We start from the raw sequence: 25,692 nt of genomic DNA on the forward strand, positions 1-25,692 counted from the left end.
ATTCAGAAACGCTATTTGCGCCTTTTTCACTCCCGTCAGGGATTTCAAACAGTGGCATACATATGAAAAAAACATTACTTGCAGCCGGTGCAGTGCTCGCGCTCTCCTCGTCATTCACCGTCAACGCTGCGGAAAATGACAAACCGCAGTATCTTTCTGACTGGTGGCACCAGAGCGTTAACGTCGTCGGGAGCTATCACACTCGTTTCGGACCGCAGATCCGTAACGATACCTATCTGGAATATGAAGCCTTCGCTAAAAAAGACTGGTTCGATTTCTATGGTTACATGGATGCGCCAGTATTCTTCGGTGGTAACACCGACGCGAAAGGGATCTGGAACCACGGTTCTCCGCTGTTTATGGAAATCGAACCGCGTTTCTCCATCGACAAGTTGACCGGTACTGATCTCAGCTTCGGTCCGTTTAAAGAATGGTACTTCGCCAATAACTACATCTACGACATGGGTCGTAACAAAGAGGGTCGTCAGAGCACCTGGTACATGGGTCTGGGAACGGACATTGATACTGGCCTGCCGATGAGCCTGTCTCTGAACGTATATGCCAAATACCAGTGGCAGAACTACGGCGCTGCAAATGAAAACGAGTGGGACGGCTACCGTTTCAAAGTGAAATACTTTGTACCGATTACCGAACTGTGGGGCGGTAACCTGAGCTACATCGGTTTCACCAACTTTGACTGGGGTTCTGATCTCGGCGACAACGACTTCTCCGATCTGAACGGCAACAAAGCGCGTACCAACGACTCTATTGCCTCCAGCCACATCCTGGCGCTGAACTACGACCACTGGCACTACTCTGTTGTTGCCCGTTACTGGCACAACGGTGGTCAATGGAACGACGATGCTGAGCTGAACTTCGGTAAGGGTAACTTCAACGTGCGTTCTACCGGCTGGGGTGGTTACCTGGTTGTCGGTTACAACTTCTGATAACCTTCCCTTCTGCAAAAGCCAGCCTGAGCGCTGGCTTTTTTATGCGTGCGTTTCGTTGCGGATCTTGCGTAAAAAATCGCTCAGTGAACGGTCGGCGCACTCGCAAAATCGTCTGTCGAGCGGCGTGATGCTTAAACAGCGATCGACACGAAAACAGCGATAATCTTCGCGTCTCTCGCACCAGGCCACCAGCAGCCAGAACTTTCCTTCGAAGAAGATCCCTAACGGCTGCACGTCCCGCCAGGAAAGCTGCCCCGCCTCATCGCGGTAATGCAGCGCCAGCACCTGCTGGATAGTCACCGCCCGGTGGATCACATCGAACGCGCTGCGTGAATGGTGTTGTCTGCCAAAATCTGGTGCGAAGATACGCGCCTGCTCGGCTTTGCGCCGACTTTCTTCCGGCAAAATCGCCAGCACCTTTTCCTGCGCCGACTCCAGTTCTCTGGAGAGCAAATCGCCGCCCCAGGTGTGTAGCAGACGAATGGCGGCAATCAGTGCTTCAGATTCCCGGTGCGTCAACATCAGCGGTGGAAGATCAAAGCCCGCCATTAGCCGATAACCGCTGCCCGCCTCCCCTTCGACCGGCACGCCGGAGAGCGAAAGATCCCGGATATCGCGATAGATCGTGCGCTCGGAAACCTCAAGCCGCTCCGCCAACAGCGCTGCCGTTGTCAGCCGTCTGCCACGCAGGATCTGGACGATTTGAAACAAGCGGTCAGCGCGACGGGACATAGTTGCTCTCTGTGATTAAGCCGGTTGATGTAAACCCACACGATTGCCTTCGCTGTCAGTAAACAGCGCGATGGTGCCAATCTCTTTACCAAGATCGAGCGGGCCAAACACACACTGGCCGCCAGCGGTCGATACGCGATCCAGCGCCGCCGGGAGATCGTCCGTGTGCAGATAAACGATCGCCCCCTGCAATGAAGGTGCGATGCCGTCAAACTTCGCCAGCGCACCGCCGGTAGCCGGATCGTCATACGGGAAAACCGCCAGATCGGCAAAGTCCATTTTTTCGCGACGCAGCGACAGCCCCATAACCGGCTCATAAAACGCAATCGCACGTTCCATATCTGTTACGGGAATTTCAAACCAGTTAATAATGCTTTTCATCATTCCTCCTGCCTGTGTGGGTAAGTTCAGGAAGAGGATAAAACAGGTCTCCTGACAGCATAGTGTCAGTAGGGTTTGCAGGACAAGAGAAAGGCAGAAAAGAAAAATCCCGATCGAATGACCGGGATTTCTGAGCGTTAACGGAAAATCGGGTTACGGCAGAATTGACGGCTGGTCCGCCCCTTCTTTTTCGACTTTCTGTTGCAGCATATGTTCACGCTTCATGCCGAGCTTCAGCGCCAGCGCCGATGCCACGTAAATGGACGATGCCGTACCGATGGACACCCCGATCAGCATGGTCAGCGAGAAGCCTTCCAGCACCGGACCACCGAACAGGAACAGCATCAGGATCACCATTAACGTCGTACCGGAAGTAATCAATGTACGGTGCAGCGTCTGGGTCAGCGACACGTTAAAGATTTCGTAAGGGGTTCCGCGACGAATTTTGCGGAAGTTTTCACGAATACGGTCAGAAACCACGATACTGTCGTTAAGCGAGTAACCGATAACGGACATCAGCGATGCCACGATAGTCAGGTCGATCTCGATATGGAATAACGACAGGATCCCAAGCGTAATGATAACGTCGTGCGCCAGCGCGATAACCACGCCTGCCGCCAGTCGCCACTCAAAACGGATACCGACGTAAACCAGGATAGAGATGAGCGCCGCCAGCAGCGCCATCGCACCGGTTTGCGCCAGATCCGCACCTACGCTCGGTCCAACGAACTCAATACGCTTCACCGCCGCATTCTGGTTGGTGGATTCGTTGATCACACTCAACACTTTGCTGCCCAGCACCTGGCCGCCGTTTGCCCCTTCGGTCGGCGGCATACGCACCATGATGTCGTGGCTGCTGCCGAAGTTCTGTAAAAGCGGATCAACAAAGCCCGCTTTTTCCAGCGCGTCGCGCATCACGTCCATCTCAGCCGGTTTTTCCAGCGTAATTTCAATCACCGTACCACCGGTGAAATCGAGACCCCAGTTAAAGCCGCGCACGCCCATCACGATGATGGCTAACACCAGCAGCAGACCTGAGATGCCGAAAGCCCAGTAGTCCCAGCGCATAAAGTCGATGACTTTACGGCCGTGGTTCAATTGTTCAACAGTATATTCCTGTGCCACTTCGCACTCCTCAGATTGACAGCTTTTTGACGCGCTTGCCGCCATACAACAGGTTTACGATGGCACGAGTACCGACGATCGCGGTAAACATCGACGTCGCCACACCGATACCGGTAGTAATCGCGAACCCTTTAATTGCCCCGGTGCCGACAGCGTACAGGATGATGACCTTAATCAAGGTCGTAATGTTCGCATCAAAGATGGAACTGAACGCGCCCGCATACCCTTCGTTAATCGCCTGTTGTATCGAACGTCCGTTGCTCAACTCTTCTTTAATACGTTCGTTGATCAGCACGTTCGCATCGACGGCGACGGCAAGGGTTAAGACGATCCCCGCAATCCCCGGCATACTCAACGTTGCCCCCGGCAGCAGCGACATGATGCCGACAATCAGTACCAGGTTAGCGATCAGCGCGCTGGTCGCAATCAGGCCAAATTTCTTATAGAACAGAATCATGAACAGAATGGACACCGCCAGACCGGCCAGACACGCTTCCAGACCCTGCTTGATGTTCTGCATCCCGAGGGTTGGACCGATGGTCCGTTCTTCAACAATCTGAATCGGCGCAATCAGCGCACCGGCACGCAGCAGCAGAGAGAGCTGACGCGCTTCGTTCGGGTTGTTGATCCCGGTAATACGGAAGCTGTTACCCAGACGAGACTGGATGTTGGCGATGTTAATCACCTCTTCCTGTTTCACCAGTACCGCACGACCGTTAGCGTCTTTCTTACCGCTGTCTTTGTACTCCACAAACAGGGTCGCCATCGGTTTACCGATATTGTCCTTGGTGAAGTTAGACATGATGTTGCCACCTGCGCTATCCAGCGAGATGTTCACCTGCGGTTGGTTGTATTCGTCCTGACTTGAAGTGGAGTCAGTGATATGGTCCCCGGTCAGGATCACGCGTTTGTACAGCACGACAGGCTGACCTTCACGCGTCTGCTTCACTTCGGAATCGCCCGGCACACGACCAGAAGCCGCCGCAGACTGATCAACGTTGGTGTTGACCAGACGGAACTCCAGCGTTGCTGTCGCGCCGAGAATCTCTTTCGCCCGCGCCGTATCCTGAATACCCGGCAGCTCGACCACGATCCGATCTGCGCCCTGGCGTTGTACCACCGGCTCGGCGACACCCAACTGGTTCACACGGTTACGCAGGATATTAATGTTCTGTTGCACCGCATATTCACGCGCTTCGCTCAAACGCGCATCGGTCATCACCGCACGCAGCGCATTACTGCCCTGACTGGTGATCACCAGATCCTGATGACGCTTGCTGAGGTAAGCAATCGCTTTATCACGTGCGTCAGAATCGCGGAAGTTAATACTAAGACCGTAATTGTCTTCTTTCCGGACGGTCGTATACGGGATGCCTTCTGTACGCAGATCGCTGCGCAGGCTATCGATATTTTGTTCCTGCAGTTTGCCCAGCGCGGTATCCATATCCACTTCCATCAGGAAGTGAACGCCGCCACGCAGGTCGAGACCGAGTTTCATCGGTTCTGCTTTGATGGCTGCCAACCAGCGCGGGGTTGCCGGAGCAAGGTTAAGCGCCACGACATATTTGTCACCCAGCACGTCCACCAGCGCTTCACGTGCGCGCAGTTGGGTGTCGGTGGTATCGAAGCGCGCAAGAATCGCGCCCTCTTCCAGTGCCACAGACTTAGCGGTAATTTTTTCTTTTTGTAACGTATTCTGGACCTGGATCAGCGTTTGCTCACTGGCGGCGACACCGCGCGCGCCAGTGATTTGAACGGCCGGATCCTCACCATACAGGTTGGGAAGTGCATACAGCAGACCGACGATAATGACGACGATCAGCATGATGTACTTCCACAAAGGATAACGGTTTAACACGGCAGTTCCCTTAGGGAAAAGTTACTATTACAGCGCCTTCATGGTGCCTTTCGGCAGAACGGCAGCTACGAAGTCACGTTTGATAACCACTTCAGTGGTATCGTTCAGTGCGATAGCGATGTAACCAGATTCTGCAACTTTGGTCACTCGGCCTACCAGGCCACCGTTAGTCAGGACTTCATCACCTTTCGCGATGGAGGCCATCAGGTTTTTATGCTCTTTGGTACGCTTCTGCTGTGGACGCAGGATCATGAAATAGAAAATCAGACCAAACACCACCAGCATCAGAATCAGAGACATCGGGCTGCCCTGCGCCGGAGCACCTGTTGCCGCTACCGCATCAGAAATAAAAAAGCTCATTCAAATTCCCTCATTATTAAAATTAATCAACGTTCAAAGGTGGAACCGGTCGACCCTGACGTTGGTAAAAATCGGTCACGAAGCTCTCTAATTTACCCTCTTCAATAGCCTTGCGTAAACCCGCCATCAAGCGCTGGTAGTAACGCAGGTTATGAATCGTGTTGAGTCGCGCGCCCAATATTTCGTTGCAACGATCAAGATGATGCAAGTAGGCACGTGAATAATTGCGACAGGTGTAGCAATCACACTCAGCATCGAGTGGACTGGTATCGCTCTTATGCTTCGCATTGCGAATTTTTACCACGCCATCCGTCACAAACAGGTGACCATTACGCGCATTGCGGGTCGGCATCACGCAGTCAAACATATCGATACCGCGACGCACGCCTTCAACCAGATCTTCAGGTTTACCGACGCCCATCAGGTACCGCGGTTTATCTACCGGAATTTGCGGGCAAACATGCTCGAGGATGCGATGCATATCTTCCTTCGGTTCACCCACAGCCAGACCGCCGACAGCGTAGCCATCAAAGCCAATCTCTACCAGACCTTTCACAGAGATATCACGTAAATCTTCGTAAACACTGCCCTGGATGATGCCAAAAAGCGCATTTTTGTTGCCCAGACCGTCAAAACGGTCGCGGCTGCGCTTCGCCCAGCGCAATGACATCTCCATCGATCGTTTAGCATAGTCCCAGTCCGCCGGGTACGGCGTGCATTCGTCAAAAATCATGACAATATCGGAACCGAGATCGTACTGAATCTCCATCGACTTTTCCGGATCGAGGAAAATAGGATCGCCGTTGATCGGATTACGAAAGTGCACACCCTGTTCGGTGATCTTACGAATGTCGCCCAGGCTGAAAACCTGGAAACCGCCGGAGTCGGTCAGAATCGGGCCTTTCCACTGCATAAAATCATGCAGGTCGCCATGCAGCTTCATGATCTCCTGGCCAGGACGCAGCCAGAGATGGAAGGTATTACCAAGGATAATTTGCGCGCCGGTTGCTTCAACTTCTTCCGGCGTCATGCCTTTAACGGTGCCGTAAGTCCCTACGGGCATAAAAGCAGGCGTTTCAACGACGCCACGATCAAACACCAGGCGGCCACGGCGGGCGCGTCCGTCGGTGGTATCCAGTTCAAATTTCATTTTTTCTCCAGTACGTCAGAAAAACAGTCCAACGTGTCAACCTGCGCCACGGATTTACTCCCCAACGCGTTCATTCAGAGCTTGCGGATTGTACGTGATAAACATCGCGTCACCGTAGCTAAAAAAGCGATAATTTTGTTCTACTGCGGCCTTGTAGGCATTCATCGTATGCTGATAACCGGCAAACGCCGAGACCAACATTATCAATGTCGATTCAGGCAGATGGAAATTGGTTACCAGTGCATCAATCACGTTGTATTGATAACCAGGATAGATAAAGATTTGCGTGTCGCCAAAGAACGGTTCAATGAGCGCATTCTTCGCTGCCTGTGCCGCGCTTTCCAGAGAACGCACGGAGGTTGTACCTACCGCAATCACCCGGTTACCCCGCGCTTTCGCCGCCAGAACCGCATCCACCACCTCTTGCGGCACTTCCGCATATTCGGAGTGCATGATGTGATCTTCGATGGTATCCACGCGCACGGGCTGGAATGTCCCCGCGCCGACGTGCAGCGTGACAAATGCCATCTCAATCCCTTTATCGCGCAGTTTCGCCAGCAGCGGTTCGTCAAAGTGCAGGCCGGCGGTCGGCGCGGCAACGGCACCCGGTTTTTCGCTGTACACCGTCTGGTAAAGCTCACGATCGGCGTCTTCATCCGGACGGTCGATATACGGCGGCAGCGGCATATGACCAATGGTATTGAGAATGTCCAGCACCGGACGCGCGTCGTTAAATTCGACTTCAAACAGCGCGCCGTGGCGGGCGATCATCGTCGCGTTAATACTTTCATCATCACCGAGCAACAGTTCTGCGCCCGGCTTCGGCGCTTTGGAGGCGCGAATGTGGGCGAGGATACGTTTGTCATCCAGCATCCGCTCGACGAGAACTTCAATTTTGCCGCCGCTGGCTTTACGGCCAAACAGGCGCGCCGGGATCACGCGGGTATTATTAAAGACCAGCAGATCGCCAGGGTTGAGCTTATCGAGCAGATCGGTGAAAGTACCATGCGTCAGCGCGCCCGTCGGCCCATCCAGCGACAGCAAACGGCAGCTACTGCGCTCCGGCTGCGGGTAGTGGGCAATCAGGGATTCAGGTAATTCAAAGGAAAAATCGGTAACGCGCATGACACAGACTCAGACTAAAATAAGAGGCGGGTAGTCTAGTGCCGGGGCGCGCTCCCTGCAACCGTTACCCACTTTTGGACAAATAACAGACAATGAATTTTCTCGCTCACCTGCATTTAGCCCATCTCGCCGATAGTTCGCTTTCCGGCAATCTGTTGGCCGATTTTGTCCGTGGCAACCCGGAATCACAGTATCCGCCAGACGTCGTAGACGGCATTCTGATGCACCGTCGTATTGACGTGATGACGGATAACCTGCCGGAAGTCCGCGAGGCGCGCGAATGGTTTCGCAGCGAAACCCGTCGCGTCGCGCCGATTACGCTGGACGTGATGTGGGATCACTTTCTCTCGCGCCACTGGGCACAAATTTCCCCTGAGTTTCCGCTACAGGCGTTTGTTGGCTATGCCCACGCGCAGGTCTCCACTATTCTGCCCGCTTCGCCGCCGCGCTTTGTCAATCTGAACGATTATCTGTGGTCGGAAAGATGGCTGGAACGCTATCGCGATATGGATTTTATCCAGAACGTGTTGAACGGGATGGCAAACCGTCGTCCACGTCTGGATGCGCTGCGTGACTCATGGTATGACCTCGACCATCATTATGATGCGCTGGAAGAGCGGTTCTGGCGCTTTTACCCGCGCATGATGGAACAAGCCAGGCAGAAAACGCTCTGATACCTGTTGGATCAGTAAGCCGGATCGAGCGAAACCGCTATCCGAACCTACTGAGAATATTGATAGGTAAAAGCTCACGGAACGATTGTCAGCGCCTCTTTGTCATATTCGCCATCACCTTCTATACTGGCCCGCGTTGCGTTCCAAAAACCCTTAACTTTGCAGGAGAATATTATGGTACTGGTGACTCGTCAGGCTCCGGATTTCACAGCAGCTGCGGTACTCGGTAGCGGTGAAATTGTTGAAAACTTCAATTTCAAACAGCACACCAACGGCAAAACGACCGTTCTGTTCTTCTGGCCGATGGACTTCACCTTCGTTTGCCCGTCTGAACTGATCGCGTTCGACAAACGTTATGAAGAATTCCAGAAGCGCGGCGTTGAAGTGGTTGGCGTTTCTTTTGACTCTGAATTCGTCCACAACGCATGGCGTAACACCCCTGTCGATAAAGGCGGCATCGGTGCAGTGAAATACGCAATGGTTGCTGACGTTAAGCGTGAAATTCAGAAAGCCTACGGCATCGAGCACCCGGAAGCGGGCGTTGCGCTGCGTGGTTCTTTCCTGATTGACGCAAACGGCGTGGTTCGTCATCAGGTGGTTAACGACCTGCCGCTGGGCCGTAACATCGACGAAATGCTGCGTATGGTTGACGCGCTGCAGTTCCACGAAGAGCACGGCGAAGTGTGCCCGGCACAGTGGGAAAAAGGCAAAGAAGGGATGAACGCGTCTCCGGACGGCGTTGCAAAATACCTGACTGAAAACGTCTCCAGCCTGTAATCGACATGAATTAAAGAAAAGGTTCGCCACGGCGAGCCTTTTTTGTCTTCTGACGTCTAAGTCTTACCCTCTCGCAACACCGTTTTAACTCATCACGATACAAATATTGATACCGTAAATGAGTAAAATCGCCCTCCAGGCCGATTTTTGCAAAGTCGTTCAAACTTTGTAAAAAAAACACCCCGTTCTTTGTGATTAACACCTCATTTCTTCATTTTAAATTCAGACCTTTGACTGCTTATCTTTACTTTCGATTTCTTTCCCGCAAAAAAGAGAAGATGTAACCCATTGATATAAAACAATATAAAAATAAAACCGTCTGTCGACTGAAAAACGCTAACATTCCTCTGGTGTGATCGACTTCAACATTTAAAAATCCATATGTGATCTGACCCATAATTTTTGTTGCTATATTTGGCCATGATCAAGTTCAGAAATATGAACGCATTAAGGATCGGATGATGGACATTATTTTTAACCCAGGACTGATTACGCTTAAACAGAATATTTCCAGCCCCGAGCAGGCTATTGAACTGGCTGGCTCGTTACTGGTTCGGCAAAATATTTGTCGCCCGGAATATGTCAATGAAATGGTTAAGGTCTACCGGAATTTCGGTTCGGCTATTGTTATCGACTACGGCCTGGCGATGCCCCATGCCCGGCCAGAAAAAGGCGCATTACTTACCGGATTTTCTTTAGTCACCAGCCAACAACCGGTCGCCTTTGGTCATGAGGAGTTTGCTCCCGTTAACGTCATCATCGCCATCGCAGGTGCGGATGCCGATAGCCATATAAAAATGATCCAGCTGATCGCCTCATTGATTGAGTCCGATATCGTGACCTTTCTTCAGCAGGAGAATGACATTAATTCAGTATTACATTTCATCCAACAACAAATGGAGTAGTCATTATGTTAGTTATCAGAACAGTTTGTGGTAACGGTATTGGCAGTTCATTAATGGCTGCGAATAATGTCAAAAAAATATGTGATGAATTAGGCATCAAAGCCGACGTTGCTTCCGTTGATTTCGCTAACGCCGTAGGAGAAAAAGCCGATCTTTATGTCACAATTAAAGAGCTGGCAAACCAGTTCCCTGCGCACTGTAACGTCGCGATTATTCGTAGCTATGTGCATAAAGCGAAAATTGCTGAAGATATTACCGAAGCACTCACCAAAATTGCTGCAACTCACTCTTAATCATTATTGAGGGAACGATCATGCAGGCTATTCTTAGTTTCTTATCAGAAATATTTAGCCAACCCGCATTCCTTATGGGGATAATCGCCTTTGTCGGTTTAGTGGCGCTGCGCTCTCCCGGGAATAAATTACTCACTGGTACCTTAAAACCAATTTTAGGGTATTTAATGTTAAGCGCAGGTGCTGGTGTTATCGTTGCCAACCTGAACCCGCTTGGCGGAATTATCGAAGCCGGATTTAATATTCGTGGCGTTATTCCCAATAACGAGGCCATTGTTTCTGTTGCGCAGAAAGTCCTCGGAGTGGAAACCATGAGTATTTTGCTGTTAGGCTTTATTTTTAACCTCATCATTGCTCGCTGTACTAAGTACAAATATATCTTCCTGACCGGACACCACTCATTCTTTCTGGCGTGTCTGTTTTCAGCGGTACTACAGGCAGCAGAATTCCGCGGCTGGATGCTGGTCTTAATTGGCGGATTCTTGCTCGGCTCATGGTCGGCCATTTCTCCGGCTATTGGTCAGCGTTATACCAAACAGGTAACCGAAGACGGCGGTATTGCCATGGGGCATTTTGGCTCCCTGGGTTATTACATCTCCGCCTGGATCGCCACAAAAACCGGTAACCCGTCAAACTCATTCGCCGATACTGAAATCTCAGAAAAATGGGGCTTTCTGCGCGATACCACAGTTACTACCGGAATTGTGATGTTCATTATCTACTTTGTCTGCAGCGCCGTCGCCGGCACTGACTATCTTCGTACGATAACGGATCAGAACATGTTGATCTTCTCTATCCTTACCGGTCTGCAGTTTGCGGTAGGTGTCGCCATCGTCTACAACGGCGTGCGCCTGATCCTCGGCGATCTGGTTCCGGCATTCCAGGGGATTAGTCAGAAGCTGATTCCTGATTCAATCCCTGCCGTTGACTGCGCGGTCTTCTTCACCTTTAGCCCAACAGCGGTCGTCGTGGGCTTTATCAGCTCATTTGTCGGCGGTCTGGTCGGTATGCTCATGCTGGGCGGACTGGGGATGGCGCTGATTATACCGGGCATGGTACCGCACTTCTTCTGCGGCGGGACTTCCGGGGTATTCGCCGACAAACTTGGCGGTAAACGCGGCTGCATCATCGCCTCCTTTATTGGCGGCATATTCCTTGCGTTCCTTCCAGCCATGCTGCTCCCGGCGTTGGGTAACCTGGGCTTCGAAAACAGTACCTTCGCTGACTTTGACTTCGCCGTATGGGGAATCATTATCGGTAACGCCTTCACCCAGTTTGGTCAAATCACTATCTATTTGATTTGTCTGGCGCTTATCGTCGCGCTGCTGGTGCCATTCTGCTTCCGTTCGGTTCGCGTCGTCGGTGACACGCTCAGCTATGAGGAGCTCACTGCGGATAAGAAAAATGAATAAGCAGTTTCATTTTTCCCTGCGGGAAGGGATAACTTCCCGCAGCTGACAACATAATCAGGAGTTGTTATGGCTATCTTGTCCATCGGGTTTTCATGTTTTGATCAATTTTTCTTTTTGAACGAATGGCCGCAGGAAAATACCAAGAATTTCTGCCATGACTTTATTGAAAGTGGCGGCGGTCCGGCGGCAAATGCCGCGTGGCTATTGGGATTATGGGGAGAAGATGTTTATTACATCGGCCATCTGAACCAGGACCTTTACGGTCAGCGTATTATCGATGAGTTTGCACAAGCGGGGGTTGATACCAGCCAGGTCGTCTTCTCCGATGAAATGATCACGCCGCTGGCATCGGTGCTGGTTAACCGCTTAACGGGATCGCGGACGATTATTACCCGTAAAATGCAGACGCCTCCATCGCTGACCTATGACCAAAAGCTGAGACTTGATGATTTAGCTGAACGGTTGATTGCATCAGACGAGCCCGTAACGCTGTTAATTGATGGTCATGAAGCAGAAATCAGTGAGTACTTAATAAAGAAACTCCCATCGGCACGTGTGGTCATGGATGGCGGTTCATTGCGTGACAGTAATATTAAGCTTGCGGCCTGGACCGATTATTTTGTGGTCAGCGAACATTTTGCCCGTGACTATATGGGATATCGCGCCCTGAGTACCGAAGCAGAAATTAAAGCAGCGCTGATCGAGCTAAATAAAATTTGTCGCGGAGAAGCCTTTATTACTCTCGGGGAAAAAGGTTGTGCGCTATTAAAAAATGGCATGCTGCAAATTGTACCTGCCTGGCTGTGCAATGCCGTTGATACCACCGGCGCAGGAGATGTATTTCACGGAGCCTTTACTTATGGCGTTCATTACTCATGGCACATTGATAATATTATCTTATTTGCCAGTCTGACCGCCGCAATTTCCATAGAAAAAAAAGGCGTCCGCGAATCCATGCCGGACCTTGCTGTTGTCCACAACTCGTTAAATAGCTATGAGAGAAATTTAAAGCAATATTTTGACGAATAATTACTTTTAATAAATATCATGAGGTGATTATGTTAGTTTCTATGAAGGACATGCTTCAGCATGCCCTACGGGACGGTTATGCCGTAGGGCAATTCAATATTAATAATCTGGAATGGGTCGGTGCCGTATTAAGCACCGGGCAACAGCTGCGCTCTCCGGTTATTTTAGGTGTTTCCGGCGGTACGGTTAAACATATGCTGGGATTAAAATGTATTCATGACATCGTGGTTAATGCGATGGATTATTTAAACATTGATATTCCGGTCGCACTGCATCTGGATCATGGAACCACCCGCGAAGCCTGCGAAGCGGCTATCGAAGCCGGATTCAGCTCCATTATGTTTGATGGTTCGCACCTGCCGTTTAGCGAGAACCTGGCCATTACCCGTCATCTGGTTGAGCTGGCCCACAGCAAAGGCATTTCGGTTGAAGCTGAGTTGGGTACCATCGCCGGCAGTGAAGACGGTATTGTCAATTCCGAGGTTATTTACGCCGATCCCCAGGAATGCTACACCCTGGTCAAAGAAACCCAGGTCGATTGTCTGGCGGCCGCGCTGGGTTCAACCCATGGACTGTATAAAGGCAAAGCTAAACTCGGGTTTACGGAGATGCAAACCATTTCCGGGCTGGTAAAAGTGCCCCTGGTATTGCATGGCGGCACCGGTATTGCCGACGACGACATGCGTAAAGCCATTGCCTGCGGTACGGCAAAAATTAACGTTAATACCGAAAATATGTACGCCTGGTGCCAGGAAGTGAAAGCGATATTTGCTGCTGATACCGGTCACGACGTAAATGACCCGCGGAAGGTGATCAATCAGGGGCTAAAACCGGTACGTGAGATGATAGCGCGGCGCATCGAACTTTTTGGTTCGCAAAACCGCTATTAGATACGTTTGGCTTTATCGGGTGACGCCATCTGAGGGAGAAGCCCGCCGCCGGTCAACGCCGGGGCGGGCAATATAATACGGATGCCGAGCCTTTTTATCGCTTACTGTGTACCGTCCTTTTTGACTTCCCGCCAGATACGCCAGGCCATCAGTGCCAGGACAGTAACGCCAAGTATCAGCGCACCCCACACTAACAGGGTTTTCCATTGGCTCTGTTGTTCAGCAGCCGATGTTGCCGTCAGTCGCGCCTCGCCGCCGAGAGCGACCTCATTCTGAGGCATGGCCCGTGGCAGAGAGTCCAACTCCTGCGTTTTACGCAGCGATGCCGGGATCAGCAGTTCAAGATCAAGATCCGCCTTTTGCGCCGCCCGGTTGCCCCAGGCCAGCATGTAAGGTCCTTTTCCCTGAGTATTGAACACCAGTTGATAACTGTCACGCGCGCCACTCAACGCAGGCAGCCTCTCCGGCAGGTGGGCGTTAATGGTCGTCATCCGAACGGCGTCAACCAACTGACCGGAAAGACGAATATCCTGCGAACGTTTGCCGTTCAGGCGATAAAGCACGGTTTTCGTCAGCGGTTGCCAGGGCGCTTTTTCAGCGCTACGCCAGGCCAGTTCTACCGGTAAAACCCCTTCGTCATCCAGATCGATTCTGAGCGACGTCAGCGGCTGCGGCTGCGCCCAGCGCCAGATCGCCTCGTCATTGGACACCTTCTCCGCTTGTGCGCCGATCTCGATGCGTGCGGATTCCGGCGCGCGGTTTTCGGCAATGGCGGTCACGCTGTTTAACGTTAGCGCCGGGCTTTGCGAGTCAAGGATCACCAGCAGATAACGATTCCCCTCGGCAGACAGTCTCAGGCTGGCGCTAATGGTATCCATTTTCAGCCGATCGTTATCACGCGTCAGCGCCATCAACGGCGCCTCTTCCTGCACGGACCGCCAGTAGCGTAAATCACGGCTGGCATAAACCGACGCTTTCCCCTGCCAGTTGCCCGTCGGGGTATCCCAGTTCAGGCGCAGTTGCTCCAGGAAAAAGTCGTCCTTCATCTCCTCCGGCAGCATCAGTAAATAGCTCTGTCCGACCGTTTTAACGTCATCACTTTCCAGATGAATTTCAATACCGGTCTTCGAGCGTAAAACAAAAGATTCCCCACTACGTCTCCCCTCCTCACGCGGCGGGACGGGTGACATATCCAGAGGGAAAAGTCGCAATGTGACCGTCTGCGGCGTAACGGGTTGCGCTTTCTGCGCCACCAGCGTAAACGGCACCGTCTCCCCTGCATGATTAAAGACGCGAACATCGCGCAAATCTGGCCAGGCGGTCCCCTGATACACCGCCTGCGGGAGCGAAACGCGATACCACGGCGATGTGCCGAGGGTTTCCAGCATAACGCCCGTCGCGTAATCCGCCGGGGATTCCTTCACGTCATCACCACTGACGGCAGTTCCTGTCACGCCCAGCAGCACGCTACATAATACCGCTTTCATCCATTTCATTTTTCTTCTCCAGCTTTGGGCGGTAGCGGTGAAAAATACCCGATAATGAGCACCAGGATAGCCACACCGATAAACGCGACCGCGCGCGCCAGGCCACCGCCACCCGCGCTGTCCACCAGCATCAGTTTCACAATCACAATCCCCAGCAATACCGCCCCGCACAGCCATTCCCGGCGAGAGCGATAGCGGGTCGCGCGCAGCATCACCACCAGCGCCACCAGCATCCAGAATAAAGCAAAACAGGTCTGAATCAGCCGCGAATCCCACAGGGACGCCATGTTCCACGCCACGTCGCCATACCAGGCCAACGCGCGCAGCAGCATACCGTTCAGCCACCAGAAGCCGAGAGCCACCATCGCAACCACAGGCCATGGACGACATACCGATAGCTGCACCGGGAAAAAGCGCAGGGAAGCGCGATAAAACACCATCAATCCCAGCAGCGCGAACGCCGCCCCCTCTTCCAGCGGGTTAATTAGCGGCAGATATGTCTGACGATAAACCACGCCGTCCTGCAAATTCGTCATCACTAACAGAACGGCCAGCGTCGCCGCGACGGGGATCAGCGCCTGGCAGGCATACAGCGCGGGCCAGACCCGGAACGGCCAGAACTGACGACGAACGGCTATCGAGACGAAGAAAATCAACGCACCGCCTGCCGCCATCGCCACACCGCTTCCCCAGGCCGCCATGCCCCACGGCAGATCGCGAGCAAACCAGAACAGTTCCGCCGCCAGCACCAATAGGATCATCCAGAAGACAGAGAGATGCGCCAGTCGGGAAAGCGGTGGCGACAACGCCTCCGCATCACGCCAAAGCAACGCCACCGCGGCCGGTAATGCCAGGCACCAGGCCAGATTCTGCCAGCCTGCGGCAAAAATCTGCTGCTGAGAAATCTGATACCCCACCACCACCAGCATCATCGGCCACAACAGCCATTTGCAGGCATCCAGTTCCTGCCACGCCAGGCGGGCAGCGGCAAATCGCCAGCCCCAGACCGACACCGCCATCAGCGCCAGCACGCCCGCCATCACCTGAGAATGGGTGTTCAGCAGCCACTGTGCCGCGCCAGAGAGCGCCACAATCCAGAAGATCACTCCGCCCGCCAGCAATCCCCCGCTAGCGCGTAGATCAATCTTACGCCACAGCCACGCCCCTGCCAGCCAACAGACGCTGAGTACGGCAAAAATAAGCATCATAGAACGCGCACTGGTGCCGTTCTCCATCACCCACAACGCGCTGCCGAGTGCCAGTACCAATAACGCGGTGCCGCTGTAACTCATGCGTCGTTGCTGCTGTTGTACCCCCAGCCACAATATCCCCAGCCCTTCCAGCGCCCAGGCCATGGCCGTCCACTGCGCCGAAAGCGCCAGCGGGATCGCAAGAGTGGTAAATGCGCCCCCCAGCGCCAGCGCGGCCAACACCAGTGGACGCCCCAACGACGGATAACGACGTAATGCCAGCCATGCCAGCATCAGATAAAAACCGCCGTAGCCCAGCGCACTAAGCGCCGGACCATATTCCCAATGGCGGGTAATGGCGTATTGCATGCCAAAACCAACAAGTGGCGGTGCGAACAACAAAACGCCATCGATAATCTGCTTGCCCTTCGTCTGCGCTCGCAGGGACAACGCCACGCTCAGCACACCAAAAAGCAGAACATTGGCAATCAGGAACAGTTGACAGTTCAGGTAATACGCTGGCTGATAGTCATTCAGCCCCCAGAGACCGCCTACACCGAAGGTAAAGAGCAGCCCGAGCAGATTCAGCTCGCGCCAGTGTTGCCAGATGCTGATCGCCAGAATGCCGACCGAAAGCAATAGATAGAAGGAGAACAGCGCCACATAGTTGCCGCTTCCCGTCGAAAGCAGCAGCGGAGCAAGGTAGCCACCGAGGCTCGCCAGCATCGCCAGACTGAGCGCTTTTTGCAGAATTGCCAGTCCAACGCTCGCCGCGCAGATAACCACCAGCAGCACAAAGGCCAGCGTCATCGGTAGCATTTGCCAGAGGCGAAACGCGCCAAATACCGTGAGATAGAGCGCACCTGTCGCCCCGCCCTGCAAAATGAGGGCATAGATCGGCTGTTTATGCCGCAGACGCCAGCCTATCGCCAGCAGGACAATCGCAAACAGCGCCGCCGCAGTCAGACGCAGCTCAAGCGGGAAAAGGGAGTGCTCGACCGTATAGCGCAGCAGGAAAGAGAGACCGAGGAAAAGAAGCAGGATCCCCAGTTTCGCCAGCGGATTACCCTGCATAAACCAGCGCGCCAGCGATGACATCACGCCGCCAAAGGCGGAGGGCGGCGCACCAGTGTCAATTGCTTCTTTTTCAACGATTTTCTCGGCAATTGCCGCGTTCTGCGGCGTATGCGAGCGCCAGGGATTAACGTGAGGCGGTTTGGGTTCAGTTTCGGGCACCGCCACAGGGATCGGGGCTGGGTCACTCTCCATGACCGTCTCCGCAGGCTGCACCGGTGCCGCTGCCGTCGGTGTAATCACGGGCGCAACAACGCCGCGTTGTTCCAGGTCTTCTACCCGTTGGCGTAACCGGGCAAGCTCATCGCGCATCGCCGAACTGCGATTGAAGGCGACAATCGCCAGGATGGGCACCACCACCAGCGCGAAGAACAAAAAGACGCAGCCAAGGATTAAAAGGTCGTCCATGTATCCACCTTCACTGTATTAAGACAGTCCAGAATGACACAAATTGTTGCATTTGTGCCATATCTGTTAGCAGAGTGAACCCCTTTTCAGAAAATACAGTCAGCCTCTGCATACAGGCAGAAGCTGTCAGGTGGGATTAAAATGCAAAGCACGAGCAGCCGAGCGCGCCCCAGAAGGCCCGATCGTCAGACACCGGGATCCCCGACTGGCGGGCGATATCATGCTGATGACCGTGTACGCCACAGCTCCCGCAGCACTGATGCATCTGCACCACGGCGCCCACTTTCGCAGCGGCTGGTGGCGCCGCGCGATAGTGCCCCGGCACCTTCACCACCGGAGACCAGTCCGGAACGACCGGGATCGCTGGCGGCGCCAGCGGAGTAAACGGTCCGGCGGCATACACCACTTTGCCATCGACAATCGTCATTACCGACTCAATACCTTTGATCTCCTCTTCCGTGACGCTGAAGTAGTCTTTTGACAGCACCACCAGGTCGGCCAGTTGATCGTTGGCAATGCGCCCTTTTTTGCCCTGCTCGCTGGAAAACCAGGCGCTCCCGGCCGTCCACAGTTCCAGCGCCACGTCGCGCGGTAAACGGTTGTTGTCGTCATACATCGCCGTACCGCCGACCGTGCGCCCGGAAACCAGCCAGTACAGCGCCGTCCACGGGTTATAGCTGGCAACGCGAGTGGCATCCGTTCCGAGCCCCACCGGCACTTCTGCAGCCAACATTTTCGCCACCGGTGGCGTCTGTTTCACCGCCTCTTTACCATAGCGATCGATGAAGTATTCGCCCTGGAAGGCCATACGATGCTGTACCGCAATGCCGCCGCCCAGTGCTTTCACGCGATCGATATTACGCTCGCTGATGGTCTCGGCGTGGTCGAAGAACCAGTGCAGACCGTTGAACGGAATATCACGGTTTACTTTCTCGAACACATCCAGCATTCGACTTATCGACTCATCGTAAGTGGCATGCAGACGGAACGGCCAGCGATGCTCCACCAGATGGCGCACTACGCGCTCCAGTTCATCCTCCATCCCTTGCGGCAAATCCGGGCGCGGTTGCAGGAAATCTTCGAAATCCGCGGCGGAGAAAACCAGCATCTCCCCAGCCCCGTTTGCACGGTAGAAATCGGTTCCCTGGCCCGGCTTGAGCATATCGGTCCAGCGCTCAAAGTCTTCCAGTTCCTGCTTCGGCCGCTGAGTAAACAGGTTATAGGCAATACGCACCGTCATCTGATTTTTGGCATGCAGTTGCTCGATGATCTCGTAATCTTCCGGGTAGTTCTGAAAACCACCGCCAGCATCGATGGCGCTGGTCAGTCCGAGACGATTCAGTTCGCGCATAAACTGGCGGGTAGAGTTCACCTGCATCTCCAGCGGCAGCTTTGGCCCTTTCGCCAGCGTCGAGTAAAGGATCATCGCGTTAGGTTTGGCGATCAGCATTCCGGTGGGATTACCGTTGCCATCACGGACGATCTCGCCGCCTGCCGGGTCGGGTGTCGCTTTGGTGTATCCCACGGCTTTCAGCGCCGCGCGGTTTAACAGCGCACGATCGTACAGGTGCAGCACGAAAACGGGAGTATCCGGCGCGGCGTCGTTAAGCTCTTCCAGCGTCGGCATCCGGCGTTCGGCAAACTGAAATTCACTCCAGCCGCCCACCACGCGAACCCATTGCGGCGACGGGGTTCGGTCTGCTTGCTCTTTCAGCATACGGAGCGCATCAGCCAGGGAAGGCACCCCTTCCCAGCGCAGCTCAAGGTTGTAATTCAACCCACCGCGGATCAAGTGCAGGTGGGAATCATTAAGTCCCGGAATCACGGTATGACCTTTCAGATCGACCACCTGCGTACCATCAGCGGCAAAACGCATCACCCGATCGTGCGTTCCCGTGGCGAGAATTTTTCCGTCCTTGATCGCCACGGCCTCAGCCTGAGGACAGTGGCTGTCGAGGGTATGTATTTTTCCGTGGGTCAGAATTAATGAGGCAGTTTGAGACATAACACTCTCCTGACGAGCCGATCAGGCTTTTTTCAGCCAGCCGGCAAATAAACGGGTTACGATGGGCATCCACAACCAGACCACCAGCGCAACCACACAGGCATCGTTGATCAGATGCAGTAACAGCGTTCCCTTCAGCGAAGGCAATAGCATGCCGGTCAGCCACGGCACCAGATTGGTACTGGGGAAAATAACCAACAAGGTGATCAGAAACTGCTTCCAGCGTAGTGGTTGACGAACATGCGGCGCGGGAGGCGTAAACCAGAATGCTGCTTCGGTATGGATCTCGGTTTTATCTCCCTCGGCCAGCAGCGGAGCGATCTCCTCGACCAGCTGTCGCCGTGTATCTGACTGCGTCCAGTTGTAGAGATGCTCAAGCGTGTCGAAGCGAATAATGATGTTCCAAAGATTCTGCCCGTCCGTCGGGCGAATCACATTCGCTCCAAGATGTCCGGGATAGGCTGCCGCGACGGGCATAATTTTCCCCAACCATAGCTCATAACGCCCCGCCTGGTCGGGCTGCAGCGTATGCGTAATCACCAACGTCACATGTTTATTCTGCGCCATGAAAAGTTCCTTGCTGAAGGTTAATGGCGGGTTGCCCCACCATCAGACTGCTGACAAGGAAGAAAAAAACGTGCTTTTTCTTCCTTGTGATCATCAGCCGAAAATCAATGAATTGATTTTCCTGGTTTTTAATTCAGAATCAGGCTTTGCGTTCTGGCGCGCCATGCACCATGGTGTAGGCATAATCCACGCCCATGCCATAGGCGCCGCTGTGTTCACGAACCAGATCCATCACCGCGTCATAGGTCTCTTTACGCGACCAGTCACGCTGGTACTCCAGCAGGACCTGCTGCCAGGTTACCGGTACAGCACCGGCCTGCACCATGCGATCGATCGCGCGTTCATGCGCATCAACAGAAGTGCCGCCGGAAGTGTCCGTTACCACATACACTTCATAACCGGCTTCCAGCGCCATTAGCGCCGGGAAGGTCAGGCATACTTCGGTCCACAGCGCAGAGATAATCAATTTTTTACGGCCGGTCGCCGCCACCGCTTTCACGAATGCCGCGTCTTCCCAGGAGTTCATAGAGGTACGTTCGATAGGTTTCACATCCGGGTGCACAGCCAGTAACTCAGGCCAGATGTACCCACTAAAGCTTTTTGTTTCGACTGAAGTATAAATAACCGGCACATTAAATATTTTGCCTGCCTTCGCCAGCGCGACGGTATTATTTTTCAGCGTCTGACGATCAATATTCGCTACCCCAAATGCCATTTGCGGCTGATGGTCAATAAAAATAAGCGTCGAGTTAGATGGATTAATCAGTTCCCGAATAGACATAATATACTTCCTTAATCAATGAGTTAGAAATTGACGTCTGGTATCCGCCGTCAGCCATCAAATCCTGAATCAGAAAGCCTGTTTAGTATAGTTGGAAATTTCTAACGACTTATTAAAGAAAATTTACCATCCCGGGAAATGCCCTTATTCCGCCGATATATTCTCGTACCTTCAAAAATTTGCGGTTATTCGGTCTAATTTCTTCACTGGTTTTGTTACTCGCCATTCGGTACAACAGTGTGGTTTAAATTTAAGGATATTTTCAGGCTATGCGCATTAATCTGGACGTTTTGCTTATCCTCGACGCCATCGACAAGCACGGGACGTTTGCCGCTGCCGCCGAATCGCTGTTTAAGACGCCTGCGGCGCTCAGCTATATGATTCAGAAGCTGGAAAAAGACCTGAACATCGAGCTGCTTGACCGCTCCGGGCATCGGGCTAAATTCACCGATACCGGACTGATGATGCTGGAAAAGGGGCGCTTGCTGCTCAGCGCGGCAAAAGACCTGGAAAAGCAGGCGCTGCAACTCAGTTCCGGTTGGGAAAAAGAGCTGGTCATTGCGCTGGATGTCTCCTTTCCCTTCGACGTGCTGTTACCTCTCATCGACGCCTTTCACGCGTTGAACAAACAGACGCTGCTTAAATTTTCATACCACACGCTGGCCGGGTCATGGGAAGAGCTCACGCATAATGGCGCGGATATCATTCTTGGCGCCATTAACGAACCACCGACCTCCGCCGCGTGGTCCTACAAAATGTTAGGCACTCTGGATAATGTCTTTGTGGTGGCGCCCCATCACCCGTTGGCCTCATTTTCTGACAGACTGACAAATGAACAACTCTGTCTGCACCGCGCCATTGTCATCAGCGACAGCGCGCGCTTTTGCCATCCGCTACAAACCAACCTGATGGAAGAACAGCCACAGATCCATGTCGATGATTTTCACTGCAAAGTGGCGCTGCTGCGCGCCGGGTTGGGCTGCGGGTTTCTTCCGCGGCATATCGCCAGCCCGTGGCTTGCCACGGGCGAACTGATTGAAAAAAGCGTCTTCTCGTTTCGTGAAAAAGATGTCGCCTATATGGCATGGCGCGATAGCAGCAACGGGTTGGCGCAACATTGGTGGCGGGAAACGCTGCTTGCCAGCCCCGATATCACGCGGCTGTATCAGTGATTCACCCAGAGCGTGGCAGAAATTGCCGGCAATGTCAGAATATCGTCAGACAGTTGCCCTTTCCCCTCTTTGCCGCACCATTCTTTCACGTTGAGCAGCGGTGACGCCGGGAGTACCACTTCACACGCCTCGCCGCGGTTAATGGCTACCAGCACGCGCTGCTGCTGGTAGACGCGCAAAAATACGACGACGTTGTCTTCCGCATAGACCACCAGGCACCCACCATAGCGTAGCGCCGGAATGCTATGCCTCAGCTTCGCCATCCGTTGGTATAGTGCAAGCAATGCGGCATCCTGTTTTTCCGCCTGCCAGGGGAACGGCTTACGGCAGAACGGATCGTTATCGCCATCCAGCCCCACCTCATCGCCGTAATAAATGCAGGGGACGCCGGGCCAGCTAAACAGCCAGACTACCGCCAGCGGCAGGCGAGCGACATCTTTGCCCAGCAAAGATTTGAAACGTGCAGTATCGTGGCTGTCGAGCTGGTTGAACATCCGCAACTGCTGTTGATGAGAGAGCCCCGCGCGGTAGTTTTCCATCCACGTCATACAGGTTTGTGCATCAATTTGTTGGGGATCGTAAGAAATATCGGTATTGGCAAGAAAGCCCCACAGCGGGAAGGTGAAACCGCGGTAGTTCATGGCAGCATCTTCTGCATCCGCCTGCAACCACTGCCGTGCGTCACCAAAATGTTCACCAAAAACGTAGGCTTCTGGTTGCGTTTCCTTCGCCGCCCGGGAGATCCCGGCGACATGCTGAAGGTTATTACGCGCACCGCCCGCTTCTCCCAGCATATGCACGACGTCGAGCCGCCAGCCGTCCATGTTCCACGGCGCTTTCAGCCAGTGACGAACAATGCTGTCTTCACCACGATACATTTCGTTGACCAGACTTTCGGACTGATAATCCAGCTTCGGCAGACTGGAGTAGCCCAGCCAGTCCAGCGCAACACCGTCCGGCGAAAAGTGGTACCAGTCACGCCAGGGGGAATCCGGATAGTGGCACGCGCCGCCAGAGCCGCGATGATGACGATCGAACCACGCATGTGAGTCGCCACTGTGGTTAAATACGCCGTCCAGCACCAGCCGCATCCCTTGCAGTTGGGTTTTCAGCCGCAGACGCATCAGCGCCGCATCGCCGCCAAACTGCGGGTCAACGTGACGGTAATCCTCAGTATCATATTTATGCACGCTCGGTGCGGTGAATACCGGGTTCAGGTAAAGCGCGGTGACGCCCAGCTTTTTCAGGTACGGCAGCTTTTCGCTGATGCCGTCGAGGTCGCCGCCATAAAACGTGGATCCGCCAGCTTGCGCGGTCAACGGTTCATCCCAGTCACGCAGCACAATCTCCTGCCCGGCGGCGTGATGGTAATAGACTCTATCCTGCTGCGCTTCGCGTGATGGGCTACGGGCAAAACGGTCGGGAAAGATTTGATAGAAAACCTGATCTGCCACCCACTGCGGCCCGCAGTCCGGTGCATCCACGGCAAATTGCTCCAGACGGGCAGGCGGAAAACGACTGAATCCTTGCGGCGTAAACCACAACTGGCGATCGATCCAAAGCAGCTTGAAGCTGTAACGTCGACGCGGCTGCCCACTGCGAAGATCAATCGCCGCACGCCAGGCAGTCACTCCTGGAGACGGCTGCGTGCGCAATTTGTGCATCACCAGCGCGGTTTCTTCATTGTCATTTTCCGCACGTAGCGTGACGCGCGACGGCAGGTTCTCCCCTGTCAGCCAGAGCGTAATGGTCAGTTGGTCTTTGTTTTGCTTAACAAATGGGGCAACCGGTAGGTGCCAGGCATTCAACATCACATATCCCCTTTGATGAAAATGAGCTCACCTTGCCATAGCGATTTACAGGATAACTCATCATCTGAAGGTTTATTGGGGGAGGAGTTCGGGGGAGGAGAAATGACCGGATGGCATTCACGCCACCCGGCACAATGTTACTGCGCTTCCGCCATCTGGCGATCGTGGCGACGCTTGAATATCCAGCCAATCATCAGCAGAACAATCCAGCCACAGCCAACATACAGCGAGATGCGGGTGTCCGGATGATAACCAATCAGCCCGATGATAAAGACGAGGAAAATCAGGCCTGCGATGGTCGTTGCCACGCCGCCCGGCACTTTAAACTTCAGTGCTTTCACCGCTTCCGGCGGCAAACGACGACGGAAGGCGATTTGTGACAGCAGGATCATAATCCACACCCATACCGTCGCGAAGGTCGCCAGCGACGCTATCACCAGGAAGACGTTCTCCGGCATGATGTAGTTCAGATATACCGCGAACAGGAGAGCGGTAGTCATCACCATTACGGTGACCCACGGGATCCCCCGTCGCGAGGTTTTGGCGAACACTTTCGGCGCACTGCCCTGTTCCGCCATCCCATGCAGCATACGGCCGACGCCAAAGACGTCAGAGTTAATCGCCGACAGTGACGCCGTCAGCACCACAAAGTTGAGTATGCTGGCGGCAAAGGTGATACCGAGATGCTGGAAGGTCAACACAAACGGGCTGCCATCGGTGCCTACCTGGTTCCACGGGTAGAGAGACATAATGACGAACAGCGTCCCCACGTAGAACACCAGAATACGCATTGGCACCGAGTTAATCGCGCGCGGAATGGATTTCTCCGGGTCTTTCGCCTCACCGGCGGTGATACCGATGATTTCAATACCGCCGTAGGCAAACATCACCATCTGCAACGACATCACCATCCCCAACCAACCGTTGCTGAAGAAGCCGCCGTTGGTCCACAGGTTATGGATCCCGGTCGGTTGTCCGCCGTTGCCAATCCCCCAGATGATGATGCCAAAGCCGGCCACAATCATGATGATAATAGTGGCGACTTTAAAGAAGGAGAACCAGAACTCCAGTTCGCCGAACACTTTCACGCTCATCAGGTTGATGGCGCAAATGATCAGTACCACGCTGAGCACCCAAATCCAGTGCGGCACCGTCGGAAACCAGACGCCCATATAGATGCCGAACGCGGTCACGTCGGCAATGGCGACAATCAGAATTTCAAAACAGTAGGTCCAGCCGGTAATGTAACCAGCAAGTGGGCCGAGGTTTTCCTGCGCATAGCGCGAAAAGGAGCTGGCAGAAGGGTTGTGTACAGACATTTCACCCAACGCGCGCATAATGATATACGCTGCCACCCCACCGATAATATAGGCCAGCAGCACGCTCGGACCGGCCATTTTGATGGCGTCCGCAGAGCCATAAAATAGCCCGGTGCCGATTGCTGAGCCCAGGGCCATAAAGCGAATGTGTCGGGTACTTAGCCCACGCTTCAGCTTGTTATTACTTTCCATCGATTCCTAACCCATCAACACAATA

General features: G+C 53.7%; 23 protein-coding genes. 9 read left to right on the forward strand and 14 right to left on the reverse strand.

The window, feature by feature from the left end; all coding sequences use genetic code 11:
• Positions 1-62: 62 nt before the first annotated feature.
• Positions 63-947, forward strand: coding sequence for a nucleoside-specific channel-forming protein Tsx (locus KE671_RS09400; RefSeq protein WP_206162688.1), 885 nt, complete (start codon positions 63-65; stop codon positions 945-947).
• Between the two features lie 42 nt (positions 948-989).
• On the opposite strand, the gene KE671_RS09405 is transcribed toward KE671_RS09400, so the two are convergent.
• The 7 genes from KE671_RS09405 to queA form a co-directional block, all read right to left on the reverse strand.
• Entirely contained in the window at positions 990-1,682 is a 693-nt protein-coding gene (locus KE671_RS09405; protein ID WP_206162689.1) for a helix-turn-helix transcriptional regulator, read from the reverse strand.
• A gap of 15 nt (positions 1,683-1,697) precedes the next feature.
• A complete protein-coding gene (locus KE671_RS09410) occupies positions 1,698-2,063 on the reverse strand; it encodes a VOC family protein (protein WP_206162690.1) in 366 nt (121 codons plus the stop codon).
• Positions 2,064-2,216: 153 nt separating this feature from the next.
• Entirely contained in the window at positions 2,217-3,188 is a 972-nt protein-coding gene (gene secF, locus KE671_RS09415; protein WP_046476190.1) for a protein translocase subunit SecF, read from the reverse strand.
• A 10-nt stretch (positions 3,189-3,198) separates the two neighbouring features.
• Positions 3,199-5,046 (reverse strand): protein translocase subunit SecD, encoded by a 1,848-nt coding sequence (gene secD / locus KE671_RS09420; protein WP_206162691.1) that lies wholly within the window; start codon positions 5,044-5,046, stop codon positions 3,199-3,201.
• 27 nt (positions 5,047-5,073) lie between these two features.
• A complete protein-coding gene (gene yajC / locus KE671_RS09425; protein ID WP_042324569.1) occupies positions 5,074-5,406 on the reverse strand; it encodes a preprotein translocase subunit YajC in 333 nt (110 codons plus the stop codon).
• Between the two features lie 22 nt (positions 5,407-5,428).
• The gene (gene tgt / locus KE671_RS09430) at positions 5,429-6,556 is read right to left on the reverse strand and encodes a tRNA guanosine(34) transglycosylase Tgt (protein ID WP_206162692.1); all 1,128 of its coding nucleotides are present in this window, start codon (positions 6,554-6,556) and stop codon (positions 5,429-5,431) included.
• Between the two features lie 54 nt (positions 6,557-6,610).
• Positions 6,611-7,681: a tRNA preQ1(34) S-adenosylmethionine ribosyltransferase-isomerase QueA gene (gene queA, locus KE671_RS09435; RefSeq protein ID WP_206162693.1), complete on the reverse strand. Its 1,071-nt coding sequence runs from the start codon at positions 7,679-7,681 to the stop codon at positions 6,611-6,613.
• Positions 7,682-7,773: 92 nt separating this feature from the next.
• Here queA and acpH point away from each other — a divergent pair, with 92 nt between their 5' ends.
• The 7 genes from acpH to fba all read left to right on the forward strand — a co-directional run bounded on the left by acpH (position 7,774) and on the right by fba (position 13,661).
• Positions 7,774-8,355 carry an ACP phosphodiesterase gene (acpH, locus tag KE671_RS09440; RefSeq protein ID WP_206162694.1) on the forward strand — a complete coding sequence of 194 codons (582 nt, stop codon included), beginning with the start codon at positions 7,774-7,776 and terminating at the stop codon, positions 8,353-8,355.
• 174 nt (positions 8,356-8,529) lie between these two features.
• Entirely contained in the window at positions 8,530-9,132 is a 603-nt protein-coding gene (locus KE671_RS09445; protein WP_043001608.1) for a peroxiredoxin, read from the forward strand.
• A 461-nt stretch (positions 9,133-9,593) separates the two neighbouring features.
• Positions 9,594-10,037, forward strand: coding sequence for a PTS sugar transporter subunit IIA (locus KE671_RS09450; protein ID WP_206162695.1), 444 nt, complete (start codon positions 9,594-9,596; stop codon positions 10,035-10,037).
• 5 nt (positions 10,038-10,042) lie between these two features.
• A complete protein-coding gene (locus tag KE671_RS09455; RefSeq protein ID WP_004099415.1) occupies positions 10,043-10,330 on the forward strand; it encodes a PTS sugar transporter subunit IIB in 288 nt (95 codons plus the stop codon).
• Between the two features lie 20 nt (positions 10,331-10,350).
• The gene (locus KE671_RS09460; protein ID WP_206162696.1) at positions 10,351-11,742 is read left to right on the forward strand and encodes a PTS ascorbate transporter subunit IIC; all 1,392 of its coding nucleotides are present in this window, start codon (positions 10,351-10,353) and stop codon (positions 11,740-11,742) included.
• 66 nt (positions 11,743-11,808) lie between these two features.
• Positions 11,809-12,771: a carbohydrate kinase family protein gene (locus KE671_RS09465; protein ID WP_206162697.1), complete on the forward strand. Its 963-nt coding sequence runs from the start codon at positions 11,809-11,811 to the stop codon at positions 12,769-12,771.
• A 29-nt stretch (positions 12,772-12,800) separates the two neighbouring features.
• A complete protein-coding gene (gene fba / locus KE671_RS09470; RefSeq protein WP_206162698.1) occupies positions 12,801-13,661 on the forward strand; it encodes a class II fructose-1,6-bisphosphate aldolase in 861 nt (286 codons plus the stop codon).
• Between the two features lie 101 nt (positions 13,662-13,762).
• Here the strand turns inward: fba and KE671_RS09475 are convergent, their stop codons facing one another.
• The 5 genes from KE671_RS09475 to KE671_RS09495 all read right to left on the reverse strand — a co-directional run bounded on the left by KE671_RS09475 (position 13,763) and on the right by KE671_RS09495 (position 21,173).
• A complete protein-coding gene (locus tag KE671_RS09475; protein WP_206162699.1) occupies positions 13,763-15,157 on the reverse strand; it encodes a DUF3999 domain-containing protein in 1,395 nt (464 codons plus the stop codon).
• Positions 15,154-17,820 carry a DUF2339 domain-containing protein gene (locus tag KE671_RS09480; RefSeq protein WP_206162700.1) on the reverse strand — a complete coding sequence of 889 codons (2,667 nt, stop codon included), beginning with the start codon at positions 17,818-17,820 and terminating at the stop codon, positions 15,154-15,156. The genes KE671_RS09475 and KE671_RS09480 overlap by 4 nt, the downstream gene beginning before the upstream one ends.
• A gap of 136 nt (positions 17,821-17,956) precedes the next feature.
• A complete protein-coding gene (locus KE671_RS09485) occupies positions 17,957-19,825 on the reverse strand; it encodes an amidohydrolase (protein WP_206162701.1) in 1,869 nt (622 codons plus the stop codon).
• 21 nt (positions 19,826-19,846) lie between these two features.
• Entirely contained in the window at positions 19,847-20,392 is a 546-nt protein-coding gene (locus KE671_RS09490; RefSeq protein WP_206162702.1) for an antibiotic biosynthesis monooxygenase, read from the reverse strand.
• Positions 20,393-20,531: 139 nt separating this feature from the next.
• A complete protein-coding gene (locus KE671_RS09495) occupies positions 20,532-21,173 on the reverse strand; it encodes a hydrolase (protein ID WP_043001616.1) in 642 nt (213 codons plus the stop codon).
• A gap of 269 nt (positions 21,174-21,442) precedes the next feature.
• Between KE671_RS09495 and KE671_RS09500 the strand changes: the two genes are divergently transcribed.
• Positions 21,443-22,345: a LysR family transcriptional regulator gene (locus KE671_RS09500; protein ID WP_206162703.1), complete on the forward strand. Its 903-nt coding sequence runs from the start codon at positions 21,443-21,445 to the stop codon at positions 22,343-22,345.
• Here KE671_RS09500 and malZ read toward each other — a convergent pair.
• Both malZ and proY read right to left on the reverse strand, forming a co-directional pair.
• Entirely contained in the window at positions 22,339-24,156 is a 1,818-nt protein-coding gene (gene malZ / locus KE671_RS09505) for a maltodextrin glucosidase (protein ID WP_206162704.1), read from the reverse strand. The two genes, KE671_RS09500 and malZ, sit on opposite strands and share 7 nt — an antisense overlap.
• A 137-nt stretch (positions 24,157-24,293) precedes the next feature.
• Entirely contained in the window at positions 24,294-25,667 is a 1,374-nt protein-coding gene (proY, locus tag KE671_RS09510; protein ID WP_206162705.1) for a proline-specific permease ProY, read from the reverse strand.
• Positions 25,668-25,692: the final 25 nt, after the last annotated feature.

The organism is Citrobacter amalonaticus (assembly GCF_018252635.1).
GTDB classification, from domain to species: Bacteria; Pseudomonadota; Gammaproteobacteria; order Enterobacterales; family Enterobacteriaceae; genus Citrobacter_A; species Citrobacter_A amalonaticus_E.